The sequence below is a fragment of the Sphingomonas sp. Root710 genome (assembly GCF_001429065.1).
GTDB lineage: Bacteria > Pseudomonadota > Alphaproteobacteria > Sphingomonadales > Sphingomonadaceae > Rhizorhabdus.
Genome location: NZ_LMIB01000001.1, coordinates 1,578,334 through 1,603,819 on the forward strand (window position 1 = coordinate 1,578,334; position 25,486 = coordinate 1,603,819).

Annotated in this window: 28 protein-coding genes; 11 read left to right on the forward strand and 17 right to left on the reverse strand. The window is 57.9% G+C overall.

Annotated features, from left to right (window positions below; all coding sequences use genetic code 11):
* Nucleotides 1-178: 178 nt before the first annotated feature.
* Genes ASE00_RS07390 through ASE00_RS07400 form a run of 3 tightly spaced genes read right to left on the reverse strand, consistent with a single transcriptional unit; the run spans nucleotide 179 to nucleotide 2,139 of the window.
* Nucleotides 179-1,108, reverse strand: coding sequence for a hypothetical protein (locus ASE00_RS07390; RefSeq protein WP_056378628.1), 930 nt, complete (start codon nucleotides 1,106-1,108; stop codon nucleotides 179-181).
* Entirely contained in the window at nucleotides 1,102-1,671 is a 570-nt protein-coding gene (locus ASE00_RS07395) for a hypothetical protein (protein WP_056378630.1), read from the reverse strand. The genes ASE00_RS07390 and ASE00_RS07395 overlap by 7 nt, the downstream gene beginning before the upstream one ends.
* Nucleotides 1,672-1,683: 12 nt before the next feature.
* Nucleotides 1,684-2,139 (reverse strand): hypothetical protein, encoded by a 456-nt coding sequence (locus tag ASE00_RS07400; protein ID WP_056378631.1) that lies wholly within the window; start codon nucleotides 2,137-2,139, stop codon nucleotides 1,684-1,686.
* Nucleotides 2,140-2,373: 234 nt separating this feature from the next.
* Between ASE00_RS07400 and ASE00_RS07405 the strand changes: the two genes are divergently transcribed.
* Nucleotides 2,374-3,114, forward strand: coding sequence for a hypothetical protein (locus tag ASE00_RS07405; protein WP_200957884.1), 741 nt, complete (start codon nucleotides 2,374-2,376; stop codon nucleotides 3,112-3,114).
* A gap of 274 nt (nucleotides 3,115-3,388) precedes the next feature.
* Here the strand turns inward: ASE00_RS07405 and ASE00_RS07410 are convergent, their stop codons facing one another.
* From ASE00_RS07410 to ASE00_RS07440, 7 genes are all read right to left on the reverse strand, one after another.
* On the reverse strand, nucleotides 3,389-3,664 hold the full coding sequence (locus tag ASE00_RS07410; RefSeq protein ID WP_156405308.1) for a hypothetical protein: 276 nt from the start codon (nucleotides 3,662-3,664) through the stop codon (nucleotides 3,389-3,391).
* A 94-nt stretch (nucleotides 3,665-3,758) separates the two neighbouring features.
* Nucleotides 3,759-4,925 (reverse strand): site-specific integrase, encoded by a 1,167-nt coding sequence (locus ASE00_RS07415; protein ID WP_056378636.1) that lies wholly within the window; start codon nucleotides 4,923-4,925, stop codon nucleotides 3,759-3,761.
* A 190-nt stretch (nucleotides 4,926-5,115) separates the two neighbouring features.
* On the reverse strand, nucleotides 5,116-6,423 hold the full coding sequence (locus ASE00_RS07420; protein ID WP_082594503.1) for a VapE domain-containing protein: 1,308 nt from the start codon (nucleotides 6,421-6,423) through the stop codon (nucleotides 5,116-5,118).
* Nucleotides 6,424-6,504: 81 nt separating this feature from the next.
* Nucleotides 6,505-6,810, reverse strand: coding sequence for a hypothetical protein (locus tag ASE00_RS07425; RefSeq protein WP_056378639.1), 306 nt, complete (start codon nucleotides 6,808-6,810; stop codon nucleotides 6,505-6,507).
* Nucleotides 6,811-7,104: 294 nt separating this feature from the next.
* A complete protein-coding gene (locus ASE00_RS07430; protein WP_056378641.1) occupies nucleotides 7,105-7,356 on the reverse strand; it encodes a hypothetical protein in 252 nt (83 codons plus the stop codon).
* A gap of 624 nt (nucleotides 7,357-7,980) precedes the next feature.
* Nucleotides 7,981-8,463, reverse strand: coding sequence for a hypothetical protein (locus ASE00_RS07435; RefSeq protein WP_056378644.1), 483 nt, complete (start codon nucleotides 8,461-8,463; stop codon nucleotides 7,981-7,983).
* Nucleotides 8,464-8,465: 2 nt separating this feature from the next.
* Nucleotides 8,466-8,843, reverse strand: a complete 378-nt coding sequence (locus ASE00_RS07440) for a DUF4177 domain-containing protein (protein ID WP_056378645.1) — start codon at nucleotides 8,841-8,843, stop codon at nucleotides 8,466-8,468.
* A gap of 160 nt (nucleotides 8,844-9,003) precedes the next feature.
* On the opposite strand from ASE00_RS07440, the gene ASE00_RS07445 reads away from it, so the two are divergent.
* Entirely contained in the window at nucleotides 9,004-9,207 is a 204-nt protein-coding gene (locus ASE00_RS07445; protein ID WP_056378647.1) for a helix-turn-helix domain-containing protein, read from the forward strand.
* A gap of 81 nt (nucleotides 9,208-9,288) precedes the next feature.
* Here ASE00_RS07445 and ASE00_RS07450 read toward each other — a convergent pair whose 3' ends face one another.
* Nucleotides 9,289-9,591: a hypothetical protein gene (locus ASE00_RS07450; protein ID WP_056378649.1), complete on the reverse strand. Its 303-nt coding sequence runs from the start codon at nucleotides 9,589-9,591 to the stop codon at nucleotides 9,289-9,291.
* Between the two features lie 361 nt (nucleotides 9,592-9,952).
* Here ASE00_RS07450 and ASE00_RS07455 point away from each other — a divergent pair, with 361 nt between their 5' ends.
* Together ASE00_RS07455 and ASE00_RS07460 are read left to right on the forward strand one after the other, a co-directional pair.
* Entirely contained in the window at nucleotides 9,953-10,978 is a 1,026-nt protein-coding gene (locus ASE00_RS07455) for an adenine-specific methyltransferase EcoRI family protein (protein WP_056378651.1), read from the forward strand.
* Nucleotides 10,975-12,078: a GmrSD restriction endonuclease domain-containing protein gene (locus ASE00_RS07460; RefSeq protein WP_056378653.1), complete on the forward strand. Its 1,104-nt coding sequence runs from the start codon at nucleotides 10,975-10,977 to the stop codon at nucleotides 12,076-12,078. Before ASE00_RS07455 ends, ASE00_RS07460 begins: the two co-directional genes overlap by 4 nt.
* 204 nt (nucleotides 12,079-12,282) lie before the next feature.
* Here the strand turns inward: ASE00_RS07460 and ASE00_RS07465 are convergent, their stop codons facing one another.
* Nucleotides 12,283-12,591, reverse strand: coding sequence for a DUF938 domain-containing protein (locus tag ASE00_RS07465; RefSeq protein WP_082594504.1), 309 nt, complete (start codon nucleotides 12,589-12,591; stop codon nucleotides 12,283-12,285).
* 676 nt (nucleotides 12,592-13,267) lie between these two features.
* Here ASE00_RS07465 and ASE00_RS07470 point away from each other — a divergent pair.
* The 3 genes from ASE00_RS07470 to ASE00_RS07480 all read left to right on the forward strand — a co-directional run bounded on the left by ASE00_RS07470 (nucleotide 13,268) and on the right by ASE00_RS07480 (nucleotide 15,426).
* Nucleotides 13,268-13,537, forward strand: coding sequence for a hypothetical protein (locus ASE00_RS07470; RefSeq protein WP_056378655.1), 270 nt, complete (start codon nucleotides 13,268-13,270; stop codon nucleotides 13,535-13,537).
* A gap of 87 nt (nucleotides 13,538-13,624) precedes the next feature.
* Complete coding sequence (locus ASE00_RS07475; RefSeq protein ID WP_162256421.1) at nucleotides 13,625-14,479, forward strand: hypothetical protein; 855 nt, start codon at nucleotides 13,625-13,627, stop codon at nucleotides 14,477-14,479.
* Complete coding sequence (locus ASE00_RS07480) at nucleotides 14,476-15,426, forward strand: protein-glutamine glutaminase family protein (protein ID WP_056378660.1); 951 nt, start codon at nucleotides 14,476-14,478, stop codon at nucleotides 15,424-15,426. Before ASE00_RS07475 ends, ASE00_RS07480 begins: the two co-directional genes overlap by 4 nt.
* A 151-nt stretch (nucleotides 15,427-15,577) precedes the next feature.
* Here ASE00_RS07480 and ASE00_RS24015 read toward each other — a convergent pair whose 3' ends face one another.
* Nucleotides 15,578-15,982 (reverse strand): hypothetical protein, encoded by a 405-nt coding sequence (locus tag ASE00_RS24015; RefSeq protein WP_235538563.1) that lies wholly within the window; start codon nucleotides 15,980-15,982, stop codon nucleotides 15,578-15,580.
* 16 nt (nucleotides 15,983-15,998) lie between these two features.
* Between ASE00_RS24015 and hxsB the strand changes: the two genes are divergently transcribed.
* Genes hxsB through ASE00_RS22845 form a run of 3 tightly spaced genes read left to right on the forward strand, consistent with a single transcriptional unit; the run spans nucleotide 15,999 to nucleotide 19,011 of the window.
* Entirely contained in the window at nucleotides 15,999-17,408 is a 1,410-nt protein-coding gene (gene hxsB, locus ASE00_RS07490; RefSeq protein WP_056378662.1) for a His-Xaa-Ser system radical SAM maturase HxsB, read from the forward strand.
* Nucleotides 17,405-18,478, forward strand: a complete 1,074-nt coding sequence (gene hxsC / locus ASE00_RS07495) for a His-Xaa-Ser system radical SAM maturase HxsC (protein ID WP_056378665.1) — start codon at nucleotides 17,405-17,407, stop codon at nucleotides 18,476-18,478. The genes hxsB and hxsC overlap by 4 nt, the downstream gene beginning before the upstream one ends.
* Nucleotides 18,475-19,011, forward strand: a complete 537-nt coding sequence (locus ASE00_RS22845; RefSeq protein ID WP_082594505.1) for a peptidoglycan-binding protein — start codon at nucleotides 18,475-18,477, stop codon at nucleotides 19,009-19,011. The genes hxsC and ASE00_RS22845 overlap by 4 nt, the downstream gene beginning before the upstream one ends.
* A gap of 429 nt (nucleotides 19,012-19,440) precedes the next feature.
* On the opposite strand, the gene ASE00_RS07505 is transcribed toward ASE00_RS22845, so the two are convergent.
* A complete protein-coding gene (locus ASE00_RS07505; RefSeq protein ID WP_268801344.1) occupies nucleotides 19,441-20,673 on the reverse strand; it encodes an alpha-hydroxy acid oxidase in 1,233 nt (410 codons plus the stop codon).
* A gap of 106 nt (nucleotides 20,674-20,779) precedes the next feature.
* Nucleotides 20,780-23,068: a TonB-dependent receptor gene (locus ASE00_RS07510; RefSeq protein ID WP_082594506.1), complete on the reverse strand. Its 2,289-nt coding sequence runs from the start codon at nucleotides 23,066-23,068 to the stop codon at nucleotides 20,780-20,782.
* Between the two features lie 76 nt (nucleotides 23,069-23,144).
* Between ASE00_RS07510 and ASE00_RS07515 the strand changes: the two genes are divergently transcribed.
* Nucleotides 23,145-24,626, forward strand: coding sequence for a leucyl aminopeptidase family protein (locus tag ASE00_RS07515; protein WP_082594507.1), 1,482 nt, complete (start codon nucleotides 23,145-23,147; stop codon nucleotides 24,624-24,626).
* Here ASE00_RS07515 and ASE00_RS07520 read toward each other — a convergent pair.
* Both ASE00_RS07520 and ASE00_RS23360 read right to left on the reverse strand, forming a co-directional pair.
* Nucleotides 24,623-25,216 carry a TetR/AcrR family transcriptional regulator gene (locus ASE00_RS07520; protein ID WP_082594508.1) on the reverse strand — a complete coding sequence of 198 codons (594 nt, stop codon included), beginning with the start codon at nucleotides 25,214-25,216 and terminating at the stop codon, nucleotides 24,623-24,625. The two genes, ASE00_RS07515 and ASE00_RS07520, sit on opposite strands and share 4 nt — an antisense overlap.
* 24 nt (nucleotides 25,217-25,240) lie before the next feature.
* Complete coding sequence (locus ASE00_RS23360) at nucleotides 25,241-25,384, reverse strand: hypothetical protein (RefSeq protein ID WP_156405310.1); 144 nt, start codon at nucleotides 25,382-25,384, stop codon at nucleotides 25,241-25,243.
* Nucleotides 25,385-25,486 lie beyond the last annotated feature (102 nt).

Consider the following 25,486-nt stretch of genomic DNA (forward strand, 5'->3'; position numbering starts at 1 on the left):
ACGACGTTATTTTGCAGGCTTTTGCGACTGATACTTACACCGGTTCTCGATAGACCCAGCCCCTACCCAAACTCGGGTAAGGTCGCGACTTCGGGCTTCCCTACTCAAAGTGCCTTGGATGGACGATTTCCAAAATTCTGCCCTCCTCTATACCTACTATTGTCGGAAGAGGCCTGCTTCAGCCAACCTTATCCATCACCCATCTCATAAGCCCGGCATCGAGCGTCATGGCGGCTATGCGTTCGGGTCCAAGGACACTGACGCGCGGATCTGACGTTTGAGCCTCGCCAGAATGGAACGCGTAGAACAGGCGCTTGTGCGGCCCGTCTGGCTCAAGCTGTGATATGTATTGGGTCAACTCGTATGAGCTTGTGGTGGACTTCACCTGCACCATCGCCCGCTCTCCGGTGCTCGGGAGAATGATATCCAGGTCCAAGGTCTTCTGGGTTCGGCCGAGAATACCGACCCTACGCCAGCCACTCTGAGTGAAAATCAAATCAACCAGAAGCTCGAAGTCATTAGGTTGAAGGCTTCGGATTACGGCAAGCGTTGCCTCTTGCATGACAGCCAAGGCAACCTCGGCGACTTCAACCTCGTTCGCCCGGTGACCGTTGACCTTGCGTATAACATAGTCGGGTCGAGGGACATTGCATGAGGTGCCACGGTAGGCGGCAAGGCTCACGAGATCTCCAGCCAAATTGCCTTTAATCAAGGGCGTGCCATGAATATCGTGGTCGCGCCATCCGCCAACGAGGGGGCGATAGGTGCTGTCGCCGTCATAGGTGCGCGTCAGATGCCCCCCCGGATCTAGCATGCCCCAAAGCAACCGCTGGCCCGAAAATGTGATCCAAAGCGTGGAGCCGTCATCCTCCACGAAGAAACGCGTCTCGTTGGCAAACCGTGTCGCTACGCTCGGAGTCCGGCCGTATTCGCGCCACATAGCGGCAAAGCCGTCCCAATCTTTGGCTAGGCAAAGCGCGAAGCCCTGTTCGACATCGGAGCCGAAGCCCATGCGCAAAATGCCGCGTGCAAAGCAATCTTCCTCCCACGCGCCGCCTTCGCCTAGCTTGACGTATCGCACGGTCTTAGGGGCAACTGACTCTACCATGCGGCAAGCGCCTCTGCGAGTTCGCCACGCAAAGTCCATTTCCAATGCTGACCGTCCAGCTCCTCCTTTCCAGCCGCCTGCTCAGCCTCACAGGCAAGGGCGAAGGTCCAGACGGGTACGCCATGGTGTAAAGGCGGCTCCCATTCCAATTCTTCCGCGACGTTGCGAGCAAGCAAACCGTACTGACTGTTTGCTGACGACCAGCTTTTATATCCTGCTGCGTTGGCAAGTTCGGTCGCCGTCATTGTGCGTCCAGGCGCTTTGAAATGCGCCGTAAGCATTGCTCGCTGCCCGTCGGTGATCGAGATGGTTTTCAGCGCCGCTAAATACTCTTCTGGCGTGGGGATGCCGCTTTCACCTCTCGCGGCAATCTTAGCGGCCCGCGCAACATCGAGGTCGGCCCTTATCGCGTCGATAGCCGCTCTCTCCGAATCTCGTTCGGCAACATCACTCGCGATGATGCGCTTTCCCGACTTTGGTTTGCGGAACGCGCGGGCTTGCCACACCGCTCCCTTAGACACACTTGCGATCAGATAACGCCCGTAAGCTGTTTGCTTTGCCATGATTGTTTCCCCCTATGCTCTTTCCGCAAGAGCGACTCTCATCGACGCGACGGTCTGAGCGGCCATTATTCCATGCCAGTCACCACCTTCCTTGAACCACCCGAGAAGGGTGGCAGAAGGATCGCCAGTGACAGTGCGGACGCGCTTGGTGAGGCCGGCCCACGCGCCCTTAAGCTGGGCGTTAGAGTCGCCAGTCAGTGCACCAATGTGTGACATCATGAAATCGCCATCGCGCTTCACGATCTCTGCGAGAATTGCCATGCTCTTCTCATTGCAATTGTTGAGAAAGGCTTTTGCTCCAGACACATTGAGCTTGGCGAGCCCTGTTTCGGGACGATCCGTCGCTCCCGTTCCGACGTCCATCAGCGCGCCCATTTGGCTCTCGATATAGGACATGATCGCCTGACGCGCGGCCGGCTCAAACCCGTTTATAGCGCTGAATGGAATCAAGACACCTGCAGTGCTCATCTCGCGTTTCCTTCCGTTTCATCCATTGACGTTCCATTACGTGCATTCTTGTGCATCTCAAGCGTGGGAAGGTCAACAAAGAAAACGCATTTGGTGGATTTTCGTGATATTAAGTGACTTTTCGAGCAATTAGGTGGCGCGCCCTTCACTGAGGTTTTAAGATAGGACGGAACTGGAAAAGCGACATGCGCAGCACCTACATAATGTCGGGTCGGCGCAATATGGAGGAAAGCCGTGGTCGATGACGATCGCGTCAATGTAGTGAAGGGGTTGCTTTTCGAACACATGAAAAGCCCGTCCCTGCGCCACATCAAAGACCCATACGTGGTCATCAAGCTCGCGCAGGACATCGTTAAGAAGCTTGATCGAGGGAACTCGGCGTGGACCAAGTGGAATGGCCCCCGCGAGCAACTCGTGAAATCAGCTATCGCGTGCTGGGTGCCAGCCGCCGACTTGCGCGACCATTTAAACCGCATGGAAGGCCCTGCCCTCTCGACAAGCGATGTAGAGCAACGGCTCCGTGCCTTTGCCGAGGAACGATATTCCGATTTCGCCCGCGATGAATTTCGGCCCGGATGCCTCGCAATTTATGAGGCCGAGAAGGCAGACGGCACTGAAATGCCCGCGATCATTGGCGTTCTCCAGGAACACGTTGAGCGCGAGGAAGAGCGCCTTCGCGTTGAGCAGGAGGCCCGCTACCAAGAACTGAAGCGCCGAGAGCAGGCCGCAGCTGAAAACCGCCTGTTATCAGGAGCAGACTGCAAATGGACGCCGTGGCCGAAAACCAAAGACGTCTACTGTCGCGTTAGCGGGCGACTCTTCCGCCTATCGCCCGGACCTGACAAGCGGCTTGATCTGTATGAGGTGGAATCCGTTGAAGCGGCTGGTGGCGAGCTGATGGGACGATACTTGAAACGCGGAGATGCTACCAAGGCCGTTGAGTTGATCGCCTATCAACATACTGCCCGCCGATGATCTTCTGATTGCACCTCCCTGCATCCGCGCGCCCTCGGACAGGTTGCCGGGCTAGTTGGCGCAGGCGCCGATCTCTGAAATTCGGTTTCTAAGCCCCCCTCAGACGGCGACATGGCCAGTTGGCCCTCTCGGGGGCACGGGAATGATGGACGGCCCCACAGGCGCCCTTACGGAGCAAATAACGCGGGCCTGATCTGTCGAGATCGGATTGCGATAATCCGCTTGCAGGGTCTATCCACCAAAAAGGCAGAAGTCCCTGCGAGCATTTTATAGATTAGTTTAGCACGTAACCCGCGATCGGGTCTTTCCGCCAGAAGGGCTTATCAGAAGCATCCTTGAGAGGCTTTTTCAGCAATATCCCAATGAACCCTTTCTTCAGGTCAGGAGCGATCATGTGGACGCTGGCCACGATCTGATCGCCTGCGGTCATTTCAGCCTCGATGCAGGCGTATATCAGGGCATTGCAGCACTCTCGTTTGTTCGGCCGCTCATTGGCCCCCAAGATTGCTTCCGCGGTCTCCTTGATCGCCTCTAGGTCAAATTTCTGCATGTTCATTTCATTCTCGATTTTTAAGTTGGAAATTGCGGGGGACGCGATTGCACACGCCCCCCAAGGTGTCCGCATCATGATTGCGGTAGTATTATTAGCCGGCAGAGGCCCAATCGACCTGTAGCTTGGCCGCACCCGCCTCGACGGCCGCCAGGAGGGTAGCGTTCGCCAGATGGCCGTAGCGCATGGTCGATTTGTGATCGGCATGACCAAGCACCTTGCCTACCGCATAGAGGTCGATTCCGGCGTTGATCATAAACGATGCGGCCGAGTGCCGAAGGTCGTGGATTCGAAGATCCGACAACCTGGCATCCCTTCGCGCCTTATCCCAACCGTGCTTGATGGACACGAAGGGTTTCAGCGTTTCCGGGTTCGGGATCAGATAAGGGCAGTCCTTGAACCTAGGCAGTTGTTCGATGACGCCTATAGCTGGTTGCGACAGCGGAACATGCCGCGGCTTCCCGGTTTTGGAGTCCGGAATTAGCCAGGACCGCCGATCGATGTGGACGTGTTCCCACTTGGCGTTCAGTAGTTCGGAAACACGTGCCCCCGTCAGCAATAGCAGCCCAACGATATGCTTGAGCTGCGTGTTTCGGGACGCCTCTACGGCGACATGCAGCCGCTTGGCCTCTGCGGTTGTCAGGAAGCGCTCTACGGCGTTGTTGAACTTGCGGCGGGGTATCCCCCTGACCGGGTTCTTTTCGCTTCCCATGATGCCCCAGCGGCTGGCTAGCTCGAACGATCGGCTGAAGATCACGCGGATTTTCTCGACGGTCGCCGGAGCCAACCCCTCGTCGGCCTTAACGGCAAGCCATTTCGCGACATCCTGTTGGTGGATCTCGGTCAGCTTGAGCTTGCCCCAGCGCGGAACGATGTGCCGGCGGACATACATTTCGGTTGTATCGTAGGAGCGCTGATATGTCTTGGCGTGTTCGAGATGTTGTTTGGCCAGCACCGCATAGGTCGGCACCGCGCGCTTCTCTTCTTTCTTAGCGGCTGGATCGCCACCAAGGGTCACTTCCGAACGGAGCCGCTTTGCCTCCTTTTTGGCCTGATCGAAGGTGATGTCGCCGTAGGCACCGATCTTATGCTGCCGTTGGCGCCTGGCCTGATCGAAGAATCGCAGATAATACGTTTTTCCTCCGGATGATCGGACTTCCAGGCAAAATCCGGTGACGATTTCGTCCCAGAGCACAATCTTCTTTTTGCCCGGTTCGCAATAAGCGGTGAGGCAAGTGTTAGCATCAAGTTTCACCTTCATGGTGTCTCCTTTTCATAGGCGTGATGAGTGGTTGACCGGCGCGCAGGACGCGGCCGGATCGGTGATTGGAAATCGGCTGCAGGTGGGGGGATGGGGTAGCGGCAAAGGCAACTTCCCGAGGGCGGCCTAGCCCGACCTCAGCAGCGGGATGAGGCAACGAGATTGCCGCCCCATCCCCCCACCTTGCATGCTAGAACTTGTCCTCGGGATCGGGCCCCGGACGGTTGCCGCGCGCGAGGGGCTCGAAGGTCAGACCGCCGGCAATCGGTACACGCCAACGGTCCCTACCCTTTACGCGCTTTGGATCGCCGAGCAGTTCGCGCAGGACGGTGCCGCATTCCTTGCACTGTCTGTTCGACGGATTGGTGATGCCCATGGCCTTGAGCACCTCGATCGCAGTCATGTATTTCGCGTCCGAGCCGATCCGGTCGTGGTCGATGAAATCGCCCAGCCGTTCCTCGATAGCGCTGACACTGCGATGCCGGACATTGTATTCAGCCAGCTGCTTTTCCTCGTCACTGGTGAGCCACCACTGTGCGCCGTTGTCGAGATCGCATTGGAGCTGCGCGAAGAGCTGTTGCATGTCAGTCTTGTGGTGGAAATCGAGCTTTTCGACCGCGATCGTCCAGAACCGCGTGTTCCCGGTCGCGTCGACAAGGAAGTTCTCGTCGTTGACCGTCGCGGCGAAGACAGTGCGGCGATCGAGCTCGACGTCGCTGCGGGCATAGGGCGGGCGCAGCTTGTCGCAATCGTTGGTCAGGAAGCCCTTTAGCCGCGCCACGTCTTTGCGGAACGAGCTGTCAAGTTCACCGATTTCGGTGATCAGGTGCGATATGGCCCCGAGGATCGAGTCCTTGTTGGCTGCATCAAGATGGTGGTCGCGCTTGATGAAGTCGTTGCGCATCTGACCATCGGGTAGCAGGCTCGCGACCCAGCTAGTCTTGCCGATGCCCTGCGGCCCCTGCAGCGTCAAAACGCCTCGGCAGTGAAAGCGCCTGTCCAGGGTTGCCGCCGCAGTCACGCTCAGCATCCAGCGCCGCAGCAGAATATCTTTGAGGCCGGCGGGATAGTCCTGGGCCGCCTGCACCGTTGCGTAAAACGCAGGCAGTCTGTCGGTGCCGTCCCAAGGCTTGCTGGTGATCCAGTCGGCGACCGGGTTGTGCCGGTTTCGATTGGCGATTTCGTAGATGAAGGGCAGCAGCCACTGACCCTGTATCCGGTTCAGGTTGGCGATACTGGCGATATCGTTTGTGCTGGCGGCACTGCCATCGGTCCACTGCACGACCACGCGCTTCTTGATCACGTCGAACCGGGCGGAAATGCTGGTTTCCGCGAGCAGGTGCGTGACATTGTTGAGCGTGAGCGGCGGGGTGTTCGATAACGGTGGCGGCGCATCGGGAAAAGCGTTGGGATCGAGCCGGCGCGCCTGTCGGGCGGCGGGCTGTGATGATCCGGTGGAGCTCTCGGAAGAGAAGACCTCCATGGTATTGGTACTCATAACTATTCTCTTGGGAAATTTGGGGGGAATGCCGCGATGGACGCTCCCCAGTAGTTGATTGAAACGGCAGAGCGGTTGGGCTTAGTGCACCGTGACTTTGCCCCAACGGAGCCAAGGGGCCTCGGTCCCAGCTTCGAAGTCGCTGAGCCAATTCCACCAGCGATCGTTGCCCAATAGGTCGTTTCGGTCGCACCACGCCGTTGCCGCACGCGTGCTGCCCATCAGGTCAGTTAGAATTTCGAGGATTTCGGGCCGGTCGTATCCCGATCGCGCGAGAAGGCAGATTATTTCGTCGAGGGTCTCTTCATTCGCGCGGGCCAGTTCGGCCTTAAGACCCCTCGCCATTTCGGCGTAGTTGAGCACGTTGCCCGGAACATTATCTAGCATGATTTTCTCCTTTTTTTGCTAGTGACACCCCCGAGCTATGAAGTGATCGTCGCGCGGTCAACGGCCACTCGGGCCCGGATTTTCGCGTTTATTGGGACTACGCCTTTTGCCGTGATGAAAATATATTTTGGGTACAAAGTGGCTTAAACCTGTTCGAAATTCGCGAACCAGTTTTATGAACTTAATCGTGGATGCAGCGATGGCGCGACGGTTGGTGGTGAGCGCCGGTGCCGCAGTCCCTCGTCAACCAACAGCGCGAATCAGATCGCTCAACGGTGACCGATTCGCCTTAGCCTAGCCGTCGCGCCGGCTCTTCATCACCGTGCCCACGATGAAGAATGCCAGGACCGTTACAAGCGTGGCGACAAGGTGGTGGTCGAGCATGAAGCAGACCAACAGATAGACGAGGAAGCCGAACGTCTCCTTCGGCCTGATCGCGGCACAGATGATCAACGTCAGTAGATAGACCGCTACGATTGCCGCGAGCGTCACCCGGAGCATGGCCAACACAATCGACGCGGCGAGGATGTAGCCGATCAACTTCATGACCACACTGTCGCATCGTGCGGGCAGATGAAGGCAATCTCGCCGCCAACAACTTGGTCGATGGTATTGGCAACGGCCGGGGGCAAGTCGGTTGGATGCGGCGTGCCATGGTCACCAGGCATCGCCTCCCGGCTTAGGAGTGGGGTCATGGTTCTTCCTTTCGGTGGGCATAAAAAAGCGCCCCATCGGCTGGCGAGGGACGCGGGCGAACGGCACGTAAATAGCGCCGGGGGGTATATGACCGCAGGGACTTGATGAGGTCTGTGCGATCGATGTCGAGCTAAGGCGCGGTCTCGGCCAGCGCCCGTTCACAGGCAGTCAGGAGTTCCGCATCGGTATCGGCGTGTCGCCGGATGAACAGCACAAGCTCATAGGCCCCATAGTAGGGTCAGGCCGAGCATCATGACGAGCACAACCATCACCCCTTGCAGGAAAGCGATAGCGAGCGACGCGAGCAGGACGTAGCTGATCGCGACGTTGATGGAGGATGCGCTTCAACCCCGCATCAAGGGCCACCCAGCTTGGAATGATGATCATGTGCGTTGCTCCACGTTGCGGACAAAGAAAAAGAGCGCCCGGAATCTCTCCCAGACGCCTGATTGCGGTGATGATGATGCGGTGGTTCTAGGAAGCTGCGCGGTGCTGCTCAGCTAGGTCAGCATATTTCGCCCGGAGACGTTCCTTGTGCCGGTTCATGGTGACGGACCTTCGCCACAAGCCGAACACCAATAGCGGGATGCCGACGAAAGGCATGAAGATCAGACAGGCCCCAGCGGTGATGCTGCCGATCACCAGCCAGTTCTCGCCGGGCGTCCAGGCCTTGCGAGCTTCCCGTCTGAATAGGCGCTCAATCTGAGCCTTTTTCATCCCTCGCATGTCTAGAGGCTCTGGAGCATTGGAAGGAACGATCGCGAGGCCGTCGCCGTCGCGCACCACCTGTACGGTCTCGCTGGAGATTTCGACTGCGATCTCCTCCAGAGCGTCCTCTTCGGCCTTCTGCTGAGCAGCCATCCGTGCAGCCGCCGCAGCCGCATCTTGTTCCCGAGTAAGTTTGGCCTGCTGCTCCAATTCAGCACGTCGGGCTGCGACCTTTGCCTGTATGTCCATGGTCAGGCCTCCCCATCACTCGAAAGAATCGAGCCCAAGATGGCGCTGCCGACAGCCAGTCCTGCGAACCCAGCCGCTGCCTTCATGCCCTGCCGGTTCGAGCCATTTTCTGCTGCAATCACGTCATCGATGACACGGGCTGCACGGGTTGCCCTTTCCGCCTCGGGTACCCGCCGTTCAAACGTGATCATGAGGGTTTCGCGATCGCTGATGACAACATGGCGCTGCATGACCTTTTCCATGAAGATCATGCGCCAGCCCTCCGCCGCCATTGCATTGATGTAGGCTTCCAGAACTGACGTCTCGATACGGCCCTCGCCTAGTAATACAGAGCTAATGGAGCCATCAGCTACATCGATTACTTTGTATTCGTACTCCATGCTTGTCTCCCCCTGTTGGGTTGATGATGCCTCGCTCGTTGCAGAGGCGCAATGATAGCCACCCGATACCGATCATTTATCGGCACGTCGGGCGAACGCTAGAAAAAATGAGATTCATAGTCCGTGGTACAAACGGCAACATTCCCGCTCAGTCTGGACGATGGACGTCCGGAAGCGATTGGCCGCAAACATGAAGAAGCTGCGTAAGGAACGCGGCTGGTCGCAGGAGACCTTGGCCGATGAAGCTGGCCTGGATCGGACCTACATCAGTGGCATCGAGCGGGTGGTGAAGAACCCGACCATCACTGTGGTCGAGCGGGTGGCGGCGGCGTTGGATTGCCGGATGAGCGACTTGCTCGATTGAATTACGACCGAGCTGAGGCCTCTCTTCCTCATATAAGATACTGATATTACTGTATAAAACGGTCTAGTTCGACTCGCGCGCCTAGTCGGGCTTCAAAAGCACCCAACCAAATCCGTCGTCCGAGACGATCCAAACGGTCTCCGTACAGTTGTCGTGTACGATCTCGTATTCAGGCTCGGTACCGATGGGGAAGCCTCGAACGGCTTCGACGGCATTCATTTGATCGCCGGGCTCTACAATCACGAAGCAACACAGTTCGCGCAGATCGTAGTGGGCGAACTCCTGCAGCCGATCGCGGTGTTCGCTGAGGATCTGGTGCAGGGAAGCATCGAGCGGTCCAGCCAACGCTTGCGCCAGCTGTTCCCAAGTGCGGATGATGATCATGGATTGGTCCCTTTCGCGGACAATAAAAAGGCCCGCCGGATTGCTCCAGGGGCCTTGGGTTGATGTCGGTAGTTGGCGCGATCAGACCGGGTGGGGCCGGGCCGCAGAGTTGGTCAGAGAGCAGCGGCGGCCGATGTCGATGGGCTCGGGGCACCGGTCGCGAAATGTCTCTCAGCGGGGTACTCTGGGCACTGTGGGACACATCGCGGCGGGAGCGCGGGGCGCTTGCCTTCCATCTTGATGTTGCCTGCGCTCTCAAGCGGTTAGTGCGGTGACATGCCAGGAGAACAAAACTTGACCGCCCCGGACGGTAAGGTAGTCTCCTAGCGGAAACATCGAACAGCGGACTATCGCATCTAAAATGGCTCGAAACGCGACCAACCAGACCTTAAAAAATGCGCGATCCAGTAAGAGTGACGAATTCTATACCGTGCTCTCGGATATCGAAAAGGAGTTAAAGCACTATCGCCAGCATTTTGATGGTAAAACGGTTCTATGTAATTGTGACGATCCGCGTATCAGTAACTTTTTTCACTACTTTTCGTATAATTTTGAAAAACTCAAGCTGAAGAGGCTTATAACAACCTGTTATAAGAATGACAATGTTGACTTATTCAGCCAAAATCAGGCTGAGAAAGCTATTTGGCTAGAGTATTTTGGCGATAAGAATGGAAATCTAGTACCTGATATTAACGAGATTGGTGTTAAAAACCTGGACGGTGATGGCGACTTTAGATCACCGGAATGCGTTAAACTTCTTGAGCAAGCTGATATTGTTGTGACCAATCCGCCGTTCTCGCTATTCCGTGAGTATCTGGCGCAAATGATTAAGCACGATAAGAAATTTCTTATCATTGGCACGTGGAACGCGATCTCATACAAAGAGACGTTCGAGCTCATCCGCCAAAACAAGCTTTGGATCGGTATTAACAGCAATCGCAACTTCTCCGGTTTTATCGTGCCAGACCACTACCCTATGCACGGTAGCGAAGCGCGGATCGATAAGGACGGGCGGCGAATGGTTTCGTCGAATAATACGTGCTGGTTCACGAATATGGACAACGAAAAGCGCCACGAGCGGCTCATTCTCTATCGCAACTACGATCCAGTGGCGCATCCAGACTACGATAATTTTAAAGCCATTGAAGTTGGACGCGTGAACGATCTTCCAAAAGATTATGATGGCATCATGGGCGTGCCAATCACCTTTTTGGACAAATACAACCCCGACCAGTTTGAGATCGTTGGCTCCGACTATGATGTAAAAACAGGCAGGCTATCCAAACTGGTGAAGGACGGGTGGCTCGGCAAGGTTGACCGCGCATATTTGAACGGGAAGCGAATGTACGCTCGCCTTTTCATCCGAAAGAGGAGGCCCATCGCTTGAAGATCGAGCTGACGGAGATCACGGTCGGGGAGCTTGCCGCCGGATATAAGGACAATGCCGAAGGGGGCGTTGTCGGATATGAGGGTAAATTGAACATTCGTCCCGCATATCAACGCGAGTTCATCTATAAGGATCGGCAACGCGATGCCGTTGTCGAAACCGTTTACAGCGGCTTTCCACTCAACGTCATGTATTGGTCGGTCCAAGGCGAGGACCAATTCGAGGTCATTGACGGCCAGCAACGGACCATCTCGCTCTGCCAGTATGTGGAGGGCGAATTCTCTGTGAAGCTCGGTAGCTTCTCAGAAGTCCGTGCCTTCCATAATCTGCAAGAGGACGAGCGCGAAAAGATGCTCGCGTATAAGCTTACCGTTTACCGTTGCGAGGGGAGCGACAGCGAGAAGCTGGAATGGTTCAAGACCATTAACATCGCGGGTGAACGGCTAACCGATCAGGAGCTTCGCAACGCGGTCTATCATGGATCGTGGGTTTCAGATGCGAAGAGGTATTTCAGCAGGCCTAACTGCCCCGCCTCCGCGCTTGGGCGTGACTACCTTGCTGGTACACCGATCCGGCAGGATTACCTTGAGACGATCATCAGGTGGATATCCGTCGATGGCGATATCGAGCAGTACATGTCAAAGCATCAAAACGATGCCGATGCGGCCGAACTATGGGCGTACTTCGAAAAGGTGCTAGATTGGGTCAAATCGATCTTCCCCACCTATCGACGCGAAATGAAAGGCATTGAATGGGGCGATCTGTATAACGAGTATGGTAAGCTCCCATGGGATTCCACCGATCTTGAAACAAAGGTGAGGACCTTGATGCTCGACGATGAAGTTGGGAGCAAAAAGGGCATCTATCTCTACCTTCTCTCGGGGAAGGAGCGGCACCTAAGCATCCGCACCTTCAGCGAGAGCCAAAAGCGGGAAGCGTACGAGCAGCAGCAGGGCATTTGCCCTGTGTGCAAGGACCATTTCGAGATTCAGCAGATGGAAGCAGACCACATCGATCCTTGGCACAGTGGTGGCAAAACCGTGGCGGCCAATTGCCAAATGCTGTGCCTGGAGGATAACCGGCGAAAATCGGGCCGATAACATAGGATGCGATTTCGGTGACGGCGCGTTTCCGGAAGCAGGCAACCGATCGCACTCAACGCGTGTTCAACTCAGTGTAGGTGGGCGTTGGTCGGATGACCACTCGGAAGGCAGCGCTCAGCCACCAACCCTTACCCCCCATAACCCTTAAGCTCATCCCCGGTGAGGCGAACGACATGCAGCAGGTCAGTTGGCTCCCACCCTTCACCCACGCTTCCGCAGGACGATCGTGAGGTTATTCGCTGGCATCGAGTGGACCGCTTCCAGATGCAGCCCAAGGCTTTCCGCCAAGCCGATCACCTCCTCCAACGGGCGTAGGCCCCACCGGCGGTCACGCGCCCGAAGGCTCTCGTCAAAGGCCATATTCGAGGGTGCCGTCTCCACTCCCTGCTGGAAGTACGGTCCATACCGAACAAGCGGGCCTCCTACCGGAAGCAGCTTTGCGCTGTGAGTCAGCAAACCCACCGTCGCTTCCCACGGGCTGATATGGACCATGTTGGTCGATCGAGCCATCAATCCAACGCGCTTTCGCGTGGTTGAATGCTCAGAACCGCCAAAAAGGCTACCCACTCCATCCCCACTGTGAAACCCAACCGAAAGGGTCTCCCGTAGGAAGCTCAGTCTTTATATTGCTGGAAGTCTGGTGCTCTTACAGGACTCACATCCGCGCTAATTATCCCAATAATGCTGGGGTTTTTAGCGCCGCCCTGTTTCGTGGCCCCTTCGTGGTCCACTGCTAAAATTCGGTCCGGTAGAAGGACACGAACCCCGGCCAATTGGCCGATAATGGATCGATTCGAGCACCGATAGGACACCCAGATTCAATCGCAGGAGGAGCCTCGTCGTCGTAGCTGTTGATCGCTTTTGAGCCGTGAGCGGACAGGCAGCTTCGGGACAATATCCGGCTAGACGTGCCGTTCACACCCGCTCGCCTAAAACGCCAGCTCGCAAGCACTAAACGTCGTTCAGTTGCAGAGGGGCGAACGTCAGCTTTTAAAAAGCTGCCGCTCGTCTGACATCGACTTGCTGCGCAGCCCAGGCCGAAACTATTTCGTCTGCGCGATTACTCTTGGTCCAAAACTCAATCTTTGTGCAGGTACCGCATCAAAAATCGACTATTGCCGTGGCGACAAGATCGAGAGCGTCAGATTGAGACATGGGTTAGGACCCGTTGCACTGCGCGAGCCAGATGATCGCGCTCATAAGGCTTCTGGATGACGATTTCATCGCCATTGTGCCTTTCGACGGCCAGCTCCTCGCCGTATGCACCGTCCGTCTCGACGATGCAAAGGAGAGTATTATCAGCTTTGGATTGCACCGGGCGGCCAGACTTCAATGTTCTGATAGTAAACATAAGGGATGCGAATTTGATTATGCAGCGGTGAATTCGATGTGGGCCGCTCCAATGCCCGACAACAGTGCGCTTGCGTGCCGCCAATTCATCAATCTCGGTGATTAATAGCGCCAATCTGGCGCAGTCGGGCGATTGCTAGTTTACGAGATTTGCCTTAATTTCATTCGCTCAATGCACGCGGAGGGGGCTCTGATGCGAATTGGACTGATTTCCCTGGTCGTAATCTTGCTGGGGTCGACGGCCGTTCGGGCCGAAGATTATGTCCCTATGACGAAAGCGGCTGTTCCGGTCGTCGCACCTGATAATGCACGCAGTCCGGCGGACCCACTTGTCTGTGCCGACCCGCCGAAACTCGCCGACCTTGGGACATTCCGTCTGCTGAACTCAGAAATGTCCTTAAGCCTGGCCGGCAAACTGGGCCTGCCCATCGGTTCGCTCGGCGCGAATGGGAGCGGCAGGGTGCTCGTGCAGGATTGGAGTCGTTCCAAAACCTGTTTATCGACCGATGGACGCACGCAATTGGTATATGGCCAAGCGATCCGGGTGGTCGCTGCTGCAGATAATTTCGATATCAACGCATCGCTCAGCCTGGGCGCGATCGCCGCCAACTCGACGCTCAAGGGTAGCTCAAGCAATGTCCAGGCGGTCGTGATCGGTCTTACCGACATCGCATTGCTGCGGGAGGTCAACAAGCTGTTGGGCCCGTTGAATGTCGAAACTTACGACACGGTCAAGACGCTTGTTAAATCCGCCGCTGACTTGGCGCTCACGACAAGTGCCAATGGCACGCCGGATTTTCTTGGCCTCGCGTCCGCCACAATCGACATGTCCGGCACCGTCCTGACGGCCTTCGCGGTTCAGCAGATCAGCGACGGGAAAACGTGCGTCGTCAGCAAGGCGGCATTCCCCAATCTCGGCGTCGCCGCTCAGGCGGCGATCGAAAGCGCCTATCTTTCGCTGGTTGGTAGCTGCGACAATGTCTCACCCAAACCGGTCGCACGCGCGACGGCGCTGGAAGCACTCAATGGCATCAAGGTGAAGAAATGAGAGCGTCGGCCGTCCAGCTCACGGCGTTCGTCGCGCTGACCGCATGGCAGCCGGCCGTTGCCGAGCCCTTTCCGCCGACGACCGGCGAGTTCGTGCGGGTCGAGGAGAATAATCTTCTGCTCGGGGGAATGCCCGACAATCCTGCATCGGGCATTGCGACGAAAGCGCAGATCGATGCGTTCTTTGCGCTGCTCCAGGCCGAGAAAGTCGAATATCGCTATGTCGTGGGCTCGTGCGAAGATCGAGCGCATTTTGTCGCGATGCTGGCGCGCAAGAACAATCTGCCGGTGTCTAAAATCTGGGCGATAGCCCCCGCACGGGCATCCCTATTGTCGCGTCAACTCCTTCATGTGAAGGATCCTCTGGGGCTGACGTCCGAGATCAGCTGGGGACATCACGTCGCGCCGGTCATCTTGGTCGCGACCGATGCGGCCGAACCCACTGCCATGGTCATCGATCAGTCGATCTCGCCCGAAGCCCCTATCAAGCTAAGGGACTGGATGTCTGCCTTGGGAACGCCGGGCGCGACCTATCTGGTCACGGGAACCAACGACTATCTGTTCAATTCGCTCAATGGACTGACGGTATACGATAATGGGTCGGGGTCGCCATCACCTATGTCGTTCACCCTCCCGGCTTGGCTGCCGAATATTCTTACCGGCGACTTCCAGAAATATTCGCTGCAATCGCAGTCATCCGTTGATAGTGTAATCGCGGAGGGAATGGCGATGAATGATCTCGCCCTGGCTATCTACGAAGTGCGTCTCTCCGTCTCATCTTCCGATCAAGCTGCCTTGAAGGACGTCATCAAGACCGAGGCGGCGATGACCAAACTGGTCTCAACCGGCGACGTTCCTTCGGTATCAACCGCGGGTAGGAAATCTGCCCAGGCATTCTTTGCGAAGCGGAAAACCCACTGGCAGGAGAGGTTGACGGCCTTACATTGATGCTGGCGGTCTCGGCCTTATAATTTCACTTGTATAACGAGCGATGGGATCGCGCCGTACCTCTTTGCGGTCTGATCGGCGATGTTTGGGCCTTAGGGAGCCAAATTGCCGGCGGCTCTTCCGGCGCGCGTAAACACGAACTGTGACGTCCTTAGGCGGCTTTCGCGCCAGGCGCTCCGCACTTTGCAAACTTGCCCTTGGCGTCCTTGCAAACCTGCTTTTTAGCGGGCGCCTTCTCTGGGCATTTGATAAACTTGCCCTTGGCATCCCGGCAAGGAGCAGCGGCTAGCGGCGCGGCTGCCGAAAAGGCCAGGGCTGCAGCGAGAACGACGGAAAGAGCCTTCATCACCATCTCCTGAGTCGATTGACCCATGCTGCGCCTGATCGGTGCACGTGAAAAGTCCACTTTTGTCGGTTTGGTTGAGGCGTCGGGAATTTGATCCGTTTTGGACAGCGTAGTTTCCCGAGCCTTGAATGCGCCCTCAGAATCCGTTCTGGTAGGAAAGAAGGGGGAAGGAAGTGCGGGGGCATCTTCCATATCGTAGCGTGCCAGCAATGGCGGAGGCGCCGCTATGACCGCGGTCTCCTTGCGAGCGCGCGCAGGTGCTGACGGCCGCGCTCTTTATATCGATACCGCCGGGCGCTTTTTTCGAAGTGATGAGGCGCTGCTCGATCGCTGGCGCCAAGATGCGCTGGTTGAAACGGAGCGAGCGGCGCTGGTCGAACGGGGTGTCGTTATCGAACTCGAGGGCGGCTTGTCGCACCTCGCGGCTCTGTACGGCGAAGCACGGCGTTCTTCGTCTGTAGAGCGGCTGGACTACCTCATCCTAGTCCCGACCCTTAGATGCAATCTGTCCTGCTCATACTGTCAGGTTTCGCGCGCGGACGAGCGCGCCCAAGGCTATGACTGGTCTGACGCTACGCTCGAAGCCGTGCTAACCCTTCTCCGAGGCCTCGACACGCCTTCGATCAAGATCGAGTTTCAGGGTGGGGAGCCTACGCTTCGGCTGGACCTAATCGAAGCTGTGATCGCGGCCTGCGATCGTTTCGAACGAGCGGATTTCGTCATCTGCACCAATCTGGCCACTCTCGATGAGGCGACGCTGCAACTGCTTGGGCGAAAAAACCTCCATGTGAGCACGTCGCTCGATGGACCCATGAATATCCACCAACGCCAGCGGACACTGACCTCGATTGCCACGGATACGTTTGCCGCTAATCTGGCGACGATCATCGAATGCTATGGGCCGGACAAGGTATCGGCACTTCCGACAATCGACCCGCGTGACCCGCCGGCCATCGATAGCCTCATAGATGCCTTCGTCGAGCGCGGGCTTCACCAGATATTCTTGCGGCCCATCAACTATCAGGGCTTTGCCCGAAAGCGGCACAGCCACGCTCGGGATGTCGAGCAAGCGTGGCTGAGCTATCAGACGCAGTTCATGCGCGCTCTAATCGTCCGCAACTGGGCCGATCGCAGCCGCGTGCTAGAGGAAAGCTATTTCTCGATCATTCTCCGGCGCATCTTCCAGCCAGGACACGACCGGCATGTGGACCTGCGCAATCCGAACACTGTGGGCACCGACTATATCGTCGTTGACTATGATGGTGCGGTTTACCCCACTGACGAAGCCCGGATGCTGACGCGCTCGGGCGTGATTGATCTCAGGATCGGTGACGTGATCAACGGCTGGGACAGCGAAGCGCGCAAGGTGATCAATGCGCACTGTGACAATCGCGACGATCCGACCTGTGCGGCCTGCGCCTATCAGCCCTATTGCGGCCGCGACGTTATCGATGACCTGGCGAGATATGGGACGATCGATCTGCCACGCGAGGAAACGGCCTTCTGCCAGCGGCATTTGAGCCTCTTCGATCTTGCTTTCGACCTGATTTACGATCCCGATCCGGCGGTCCAATATTCGCTGCGCCGCTGGCTGAAGGTCCGCGGCGACAACATTGTACTGGGGGACGAGCTTTGATCCCGCTGGTCCTACCCGCCCAGGCCGAGCCCGGCGTACCCTATGTCACAAGGCTCGGCCGCGACGCCGGTGTCAGGAACCAAGCTCAGTTGATCGAGGAAAGCGTGAACTCTGCGATTTTCGCTGGCGATCATGGTCTGGTTGAGATCGAAGGGGTGCCGGCCAACGATCTCGATGGGGACGTCGTTCTGGTCGATCCCGATGCGGGCCGTGTCGAACGGTTGTTTCGCTCAGGTTCAAACCATAACACGCTGCTCGTCACCGAGCGGTGTGATCAGCTCTGTGTCATGTGTTCGCAGCCGCCCAAGAAGACCCACGTCGACCGTTTTGCTTTGTTGGAGCAGGCCTGCCGGCTCGCGGACGAAAGCGCCCTGATTGGCATTTCTGGTGGCGAGCCGACACTCTACAAAAACGAGCTGTTCGAACTGATCGAGAACGTGCTCCGTAATCGCCCCGACCTGCGCTTCCATGTACTTTCCAATGCGCAGCATTTTACTGACGACGACATCGATCGGCTGCGGCAGCCGCTATGGGGCAAGGTCGCCTGGGGCATCCCGCTTTATGCCGCTGACCCGAAACTTCACGATGAGATCGTCGGTAAGTCCGGTGCGGCTGATGCGCTGGAAGCGGGGTTAGCTCGCCTGATCATGGCGGGCGCCCGCATCGAGCTACGCACGGTGGTTGTGCAGCAAAATGTGGCCATTCTGTCCACGCTCGCCAGATTTGTCTCGACCAATCTGCAGCCGATTGAGCAGTGGTCGATCATGCAGCTGGAGCATATCGGTTTTGCGCGAGGGCGCTGGGCGCAGCTTTATTGGGACCATGGACAGGATTTCAGTTCGATCAGCGAGGCTGTCGATCTGGCCGAGCTGCGCGGGATACCCGTTCGGCTCTTCAATTTCCCACGATGCACCGTGCCAGCCGCCTATCGCGAGTTGGTCGTTCCATCCATTTCCGACTGGAAGCGGCAATACGCCCAGGCATGTGATTCCTGCACTCAGAAGGCAGAGTGTTCCGGTTTCTTTGCGTGGCATCCCGAGACCGCAATGGGGGGCTTGATTCCTTTATGAGCAAACGACGCTTTTTGATCTCGAGCCTGGCCGCAGCGGGCTTCATGAAGTCAGGCCTGGCTAACGCCGCCCTTCCGTTTGCTGATGGGGTGGAGGCAGCAAAGTCACCTTTGGAGCCCGCAATCTTCCTAAAATTCTCGCAAGATCATCTATTCAATCTGGCGTCACACCGTTCGCACAGCAGCCACAGTTCGCACAGCAGCCATAGTTCGCATCGATCGGGCTCAGGCGGCTATTCACCTTCGTACAGCGCTCCGCTCTACACGCCGCCACCCGTCCCAGCCTATACGCCGCCGGCGACGACCAATCGACCGCCTGTGACCCTGAAGGGGAACACATCCAAATTTCAGGAAATCGTCCGGCAAGTCCAGATTGCGCTGAAAACCTTTGGGTATGAGCCGGGAGCGATCACCGGGACGCTCACGGCGGAGACCAAGGTTGCGCTGATGCAATTTCAGAAAGATTGCCGAATTGCTCCAACAGGGCGGATTACGCCAGATACGCTTGATGCCCTGCGCATCTCTGCCCAGTGACGGATTTTGGGCCGGGAGCGGACTGGCGGGTTTCGGCGCTAGATGCACGAAAGCTGCCGCTCCGAGCGAGATAGACAGGTCAGCAGCTTTCGACCATTTTACGACGTTCAGCGGCCCGGACGTGAATGACCGCTCCTGCTGGAAGCTGCCGCTCGGTCGGCGTCAAACCGTCTGGCAGCTACGCGCGTCAATAGCAGCCATTCAACTGACAGAAATATCGTCTTTACACCTGTCGTTCGTGCGGGCAGCGGCCGGGCGTCCGCTATGGGGTGGGAGCCGCGATTAGGCGCTTCGTCAGCGAACGGCAGCTATTGCAGTTGTGCGGCCGAAGCTGTCAGTCGGCAACCGGCTCCTTCTCAGACATCACACGAAAAGGAGCCGACACAGCGATTTGGCCTAACATACACCTATAGCAGCTCGAAAGAGAATTTAAACTTCATGGATGACCTCAGGGTTGCCGCCAGCCTGTGCGCGCCCTGCGCAGCTTGGACGAGGTCGGTGCCGGTCCCTTGAAGGTCGAACATGCCGTCGTGCGAGACTGGCAATGTCGTTAATGCCAGCGAGCGCCATCGTGCGCTGGAACTCATCCAACAGCAACGACAGGGCCCGATCGACTCCGGCCTCGCCTCCCGCCGCCAAGCCATAGAGATAGGGACGCCCGATCGAGCAAGCGGTCGCGCCAAGCGCCAAGGCCTTGACGACGTCCGAGCCGCGCCGGATGCCGCCATCACAGATGACGTCCACCCCATTACCCACCGCGTCGCGAACCGGAGCGATCTGGTCGATCGGCGCGGGCGCGCCATCGAGCTGTCGACCACCATGGTTGGAGACGATGACCCCCGTCGCCCCGGAGGCGACTGCCCTTATGGCGCCAGTAGGGGTCATGATTCCCTTGATGGCGAGCGGACCTCCCCACTCAGTTGCAAGCCACTCGACGTCTCGCCAAGTCAGAGTGCGGTCAAATTGTCCACCAATATAATCGAAGAGGCTCATCGGCCCGCCGGCCAAGGCGTCGACGCGGTGGCTGACATTGGCGAGGTCGAACTTGGCGCCCGTCAGCGCGGAAAGAGACCAACCCGGATGAAGAGCAAAGCTCAACAGCGACGCTAGCGACAACCGGGGAGGAAGCGAGAAGCCGCTGACCCGATCGCGTTCCCGATTGCCAGCGACCGGCGTGTCGACCGTCAGCGTCAGCCCATGAAATCCAGCCTCCTTGCAGCGCGCGACAAGCTCACGCGTGAGACCGCGATCCCGGAAGATGTAGATCTGGAAGACCTTCGGACCATCGAATGCCGCCGCCAGAGCTTCGATCGGGGTCGTTCCCATGGTCGACAAGCTATAGAGCAGTCCGTGCCGAGCAGCCGCGCGCGCAACTGCCAGTTCGGCTTGACCATGAAACATGCGCGTCAGCCCGGTTGGCGACAGCATCAGCGGCCAGGAGACCCTCTCCCCAAAAAGCTTGGTAGCCGTACGGATTTTCGACACGTCGACCATAGTGTCGGGGATAAGTTCGATGTGCGTCCAAGCCGAGAGATTCCGCTTGAGGGTCACCTCATCGTCCGCACCCCCGTCCAGATAGTCGAACACGGGTCGTGGAAGCCGGCGCCGCGCGCAACAGCGCAGATCCTCAATATTATTTACACGACCCAGCGACCGCCTCACCTCAGGAAACTTTCAACATCGATGAATGCGGATGGCCTTAAGACGCCAGCGGTCGCTAAACGCCACTCAAAAGGTTGCCCTCTTCTCGCGACATTCACGGTCATGTTCAGAAGCGCTTCGACACGCTTACGCCGAGAGTACGGGGCTGCAGGACCGCAACCTGAACTGGCCCGCCCGCCAACGATAGCCTTGCGTCACCTGAAAGCTGTCCGCGCACGTCGAAAAGATTGCGAGCGAAAAGCTGTGCATCGAAACCGCCAACGGAAATGCCCGCACGAAGGTCGACCGTGACATAGTCTCCGAGATCATATTGCGGAGAGTTTGGACTTGCGTCGAAACTGGTCTGGCGATCGGAGACAAAACGGACCGTCGCGCCAAATCGCGGTTTGATGCTGACATCTGACAATGCATAGTCCGCAGTGACCGCCGCGGTGAACTTGGGAACGTCGGGCAGACGCTCACCTTTCCGCGCGCCCAAATCTGCATCCGCTGCGGTCAAAGTTGCGTCGGTGTATCCGAAGGCGCCGGTGACGGTGATATCTCGGGTGGGCCGTGCCGTAATTGTCAGTTCACTGCCCCAGATACGCGCTCCACCTGATGCATTTGAGATGAGGCTGAGGCCATTTCTGGTAACGACCAGCTGAATGTTGCTCCAGTCGATGCGATAGCCTGCGAGGTCGATTGCAAACTTACGATCCGCCGTCTGTCCCTTGAACCCGACCTCGTAATTTTTGAGTCTGTCGGCCTCGAAGGTGGGTTGCGCCAGAGGCAGGCCTGTCGTCGGATTGTTAGCAACCGCGTTGGGGCCGCCAGGCCGGTAACCGGTTGCGTACCGTGCATATATGTTGGCATCTGGGCTGAACCTGTACTGCGCGCTGGCAAGCCAGGTGGTCACATTCTCGTCGGATTTCCGTGCTGGCGTGGCAGCCCCGAGCAGGCCGCCGCCGGTCTGTGCGAAGCGCTGCTTGTTGTGCGCATAGCGTATGCCACCGGTTACCGAAAGCTTGTCGGTCAAATTGGTGGTCAAATTGCCGAAAGCCGCCAACTCCTTGTACTTGGCCGGCAACTGCACATCCAAAATGGCAAGCGGGAACGGTGTCCCGTTCGGATTGGTGCCGGTGATGAGCTGCTTTGAGTTGCTGTCCTCATCGGTGTAGAAGCCGCCGACGAGCCATTCAAACGTGCCTTTTCCGGCTGACTGCAACCGTACTTCCTGGACGAACTTGTCTGTTTTCGGATCAAGCCTAACCCCGATCGAACGTAGCGGGATGCCGGCAGCCGCGCTCAACAGCGGCACGAACAGCGCCGAATAATCGAGGCGTACCACCGAGCGGACTGTCTGATAGCTGGATATCGAGGTCAGCTCCGCGCCGCCGAAATCATAACTCAGCGTACCGCTCGCCAGGCGAAAGTTCTGATCGAAAGCTTCGGGAACCAGGCGATTCTGCTGCAGATCACCATAGCGGGGGCGGCGGTCGAAGTTGTAATCGATCGTCCCTCGGCCTTCGCGGCGGACATTTTGACCTGTGCCGACCAGGCGGATGCTCAGCCGGTCGGTTGGTTTCACCAGCAGGTCGATGCGGGCGCCGTAAACGCGTGAACGATCGACATTCTTACTACCAAGTGCGACATTATCTGCAAAGCCGCCGTCGCGCGAATAATAGCCTCCGACGCGCACTGCAGCCCTGTCTGTAGCGATCGGTACGTTGACCGCTCCCGAGCCATTGTAGCTCGTCCCACCGTGGCGAGTCGACGAAATGCCGACTTGGCCGGTTCCGCCGAATTCGCCGGTGTCCGGCGCGTTCGGAACATATTTGATGACGCCCCCGAGCGCGCTCGCCCCGTAAAGAGTGCCCTGCGGGCCGCGCAGCACCTCGACATGGTCGAGGTCGAAAAGTCCCTGATCGAGGGCCAGCTGACCAGCCTGCGCGTAGGAGGTGCTAGCACCATAAGGTACGTCGTCGATATAGATGCCGACGGTCTGCGAACCGGACGTTCCGGTCGTTACGCCGCGAATGTTGACCTGGGTCTGGCCGGCGCCGGACGTGGTGAATTGCAGCCCGGGCAGAGTGTTGGCGAAATCGCGAAACTGCGTGGCGTTAAGCCTGACGAGATCCGCGCCCGAGACTGCCGTAACCGACTGCGGAACGTCGATCAGCCGCTCGGACTGCTTGCGCGCAGTGACGATGATATCGGTCGATTCGCCAAGGTCCGAACCTTCGGCGACCTGCCCTGCGCTGGGCGCGGCATGTGATGGGGTATCGAACGGTTGCGCCGTCGCTGAAGCTGGGCATGACAGCAAAAATGCCGAAATTGCTACGCTTGACGAAAGCGACCAGGCTTTGGCCGTGAAACCGACCGACGGAGCATTTCCCCGTTGAGATGCTTTGAGCACAGCGCTTCTCCCTTAGCTGATTAAAAAAAGCTTCTACCCTCTTTTTTTTAAGGCGCAAGAGTGTCATGAGATAGAAATGACAAAATGGCACTCCATAGAAATCGGTTGCAGCTCTCATTGCGATGCCGACGTCTTGTTCGCGCGAACTGACGCTGGGCCCACAGGCGCCGCCGAATTAACCGCCCGCGCAGCGGCTGCGATCCAGTCAACGCAATTCGAGGCGCACGACGGGTTATGGCTCGATCTGGTGGGCAAGCAGGACGAACGGCGTATCGTGCTCCTTGGCGTCGGGTCTTCGGCCAGGAGCGGCCGCGACAGCTGGCTGGCTACAGGTGCGGCGCTGCTGGATGCGATGCGCGCGCTGCGGATCGGAAGCGTGCGGTTGCCTAAGAGCAGCGAGATAGGCGATCAAAGCGCCCTGTACGGAATCCTTCTTGGCGCGCTCCTACACGGCTATCATCTCGATCAAGGACGCAATGAAGACTCTGGTGCGTCTCGACCCGAGACAATTGTCATCGATGATGCCGACGGGCCAAATGCAGACGAAGCGCTGCGCATCGCCAACGCGGTCAATCGTGCGAGGGCCTGGGTGGAGCAGCCCGCCAACCTCCTCTCCCCTGCGATCTTCGCGCAGGAGGCTGCGAGCGTGCTGGAAGCCTGCGGCGCGACCGTTCGAGTCCTCGGTCTGGCGGAACTCGAGCAAATCGGGGCGGGTGCCCTGATCGCCGTCGGCCAAGCATCGGTGCACGAGCCCAAGCTGCTCGTTGCCGAGTGGCGTGGTGCGCCGGAGCGAGACGGCTGCTGGGATGCAGCGCTTGTCGGAAAGGGGATCACCTTCGATGGCGGTGGCCTCAATATCAAGTCCCGCCCTGTCATCGAAAAGATGAAGTTTGACATGGGCGGAGCGGCGGCGGTCCTCGGGGCGATGGAACTCGCCATGTCGCGTCACGCCCGCGCTAATCTCGTCGCGGTGGTGCCGATGGCGGAGAACGTCATCGGCGGACGAGGGATGCGCCCGGGAGACGTCATTCGATCATTGTCGGGCCTCACTGTGGAGATCCTGAATACCGACGCCGAGGGGCGGTTGGTACTGGCCGATGGGATTACCTACGCGATTGATCATTACAAGCCGGCGGCCATTGTGGATATCGCCACCCTGACCGGTTTGATCACCGGGGTGCTGCATGAGGAATATGCGGGCTTGTACGCGTCCGAAGACCGCCTGGCTAACGCGCTATTGAATGCGGGCGCGGCCACGGGCGAGCTTCTATGGCGTATGCCGCTCACGCCAAAACAGAACTACCTTGTCGAATCGTCGGTTGCAGACGTGGCCAATCTCGGCGCGCCAGGCTTTCTTGGGCTGGGCATCGGGTCGCCGACTGCCGGTGCCAAATTCATCGAACGCTTTGCAGGTGATACGCCCTGGGCTCATATCGACATCGCGGGCACCGCATGGGCGACACGCAAGACGTCGCGATCACAGCCGGGCGCGACAGGATTCGGTGTCGCGTTGATCGATGAATGGCTCGCCGGACTAGAGAACGAGCGCGACGCTTAGCCTGGCCTGCGCTTGCTTTGCACTTCCCGTGACCCGACGGCGAAATCGAGATAAGCGGCAAGATCTTCGAGCATGATATGGAGCTCGCCTGACGACCGAATGCCGGTGCTCGAGCCATCGAAGATGATGCTTACGAGTTGGGCAGTACGGGCCAGGTCGAACGGCGGATTGATCTCTCCACGCGCCATATATCCCTCCAGTTGGGTCTGGATCTGCATCAGTATCAAACGCGCCTGCTGGAGACGAAGCTTTCGCAACTGTTCGCTCCAGTCGCTCACGCCCTGGAATTCCCGCCAGAACGGAAGGCCCTGGAGTTCCCGCCAATAATTGACAAGCGCCGACCGCAAATCGAGCCAGGTTTCACCCCGCAGCATCGCATTCCGACGCTCTGATCGGAGTTGCAGAATTGCTTCGAGAAGATCTTCACGGCTGGAAAAATGCTTGTAGAGCGCCCCCATGCTGAGACCTGCTTCCTCGCAGATATCGTTAAGGTTCGAGGCCGCAACCCCTTTTCGGCTGAAGCAGGCCATCGCCGCTTCGCAGAAGCGAAGGCGCTGGCTCTCCATATATTCCGGACTGCGTTTTGGCATCGTGCGTTCCCGCCTGTTTCTCTTCTAATAGCATGCGATCGCCAGCACACTGGAACTGTCGGGAACATCGGCGATCTGACTGATCCCTGGTTTGGCCCGCTCGCCATCCCTTCCATCTCTCGCGAATGCACCTGGATCGACCGCCCCCGCCGGCAGTTGCGTGTTCATGCGTTGCACCATCGACTAGGCGCATTCGCCGAGAAGCTCAATAATCACTCACATAAAAAGAGAGTGCACGCGTTTTTAATTGCTGGCAGCTTACTGACAGGT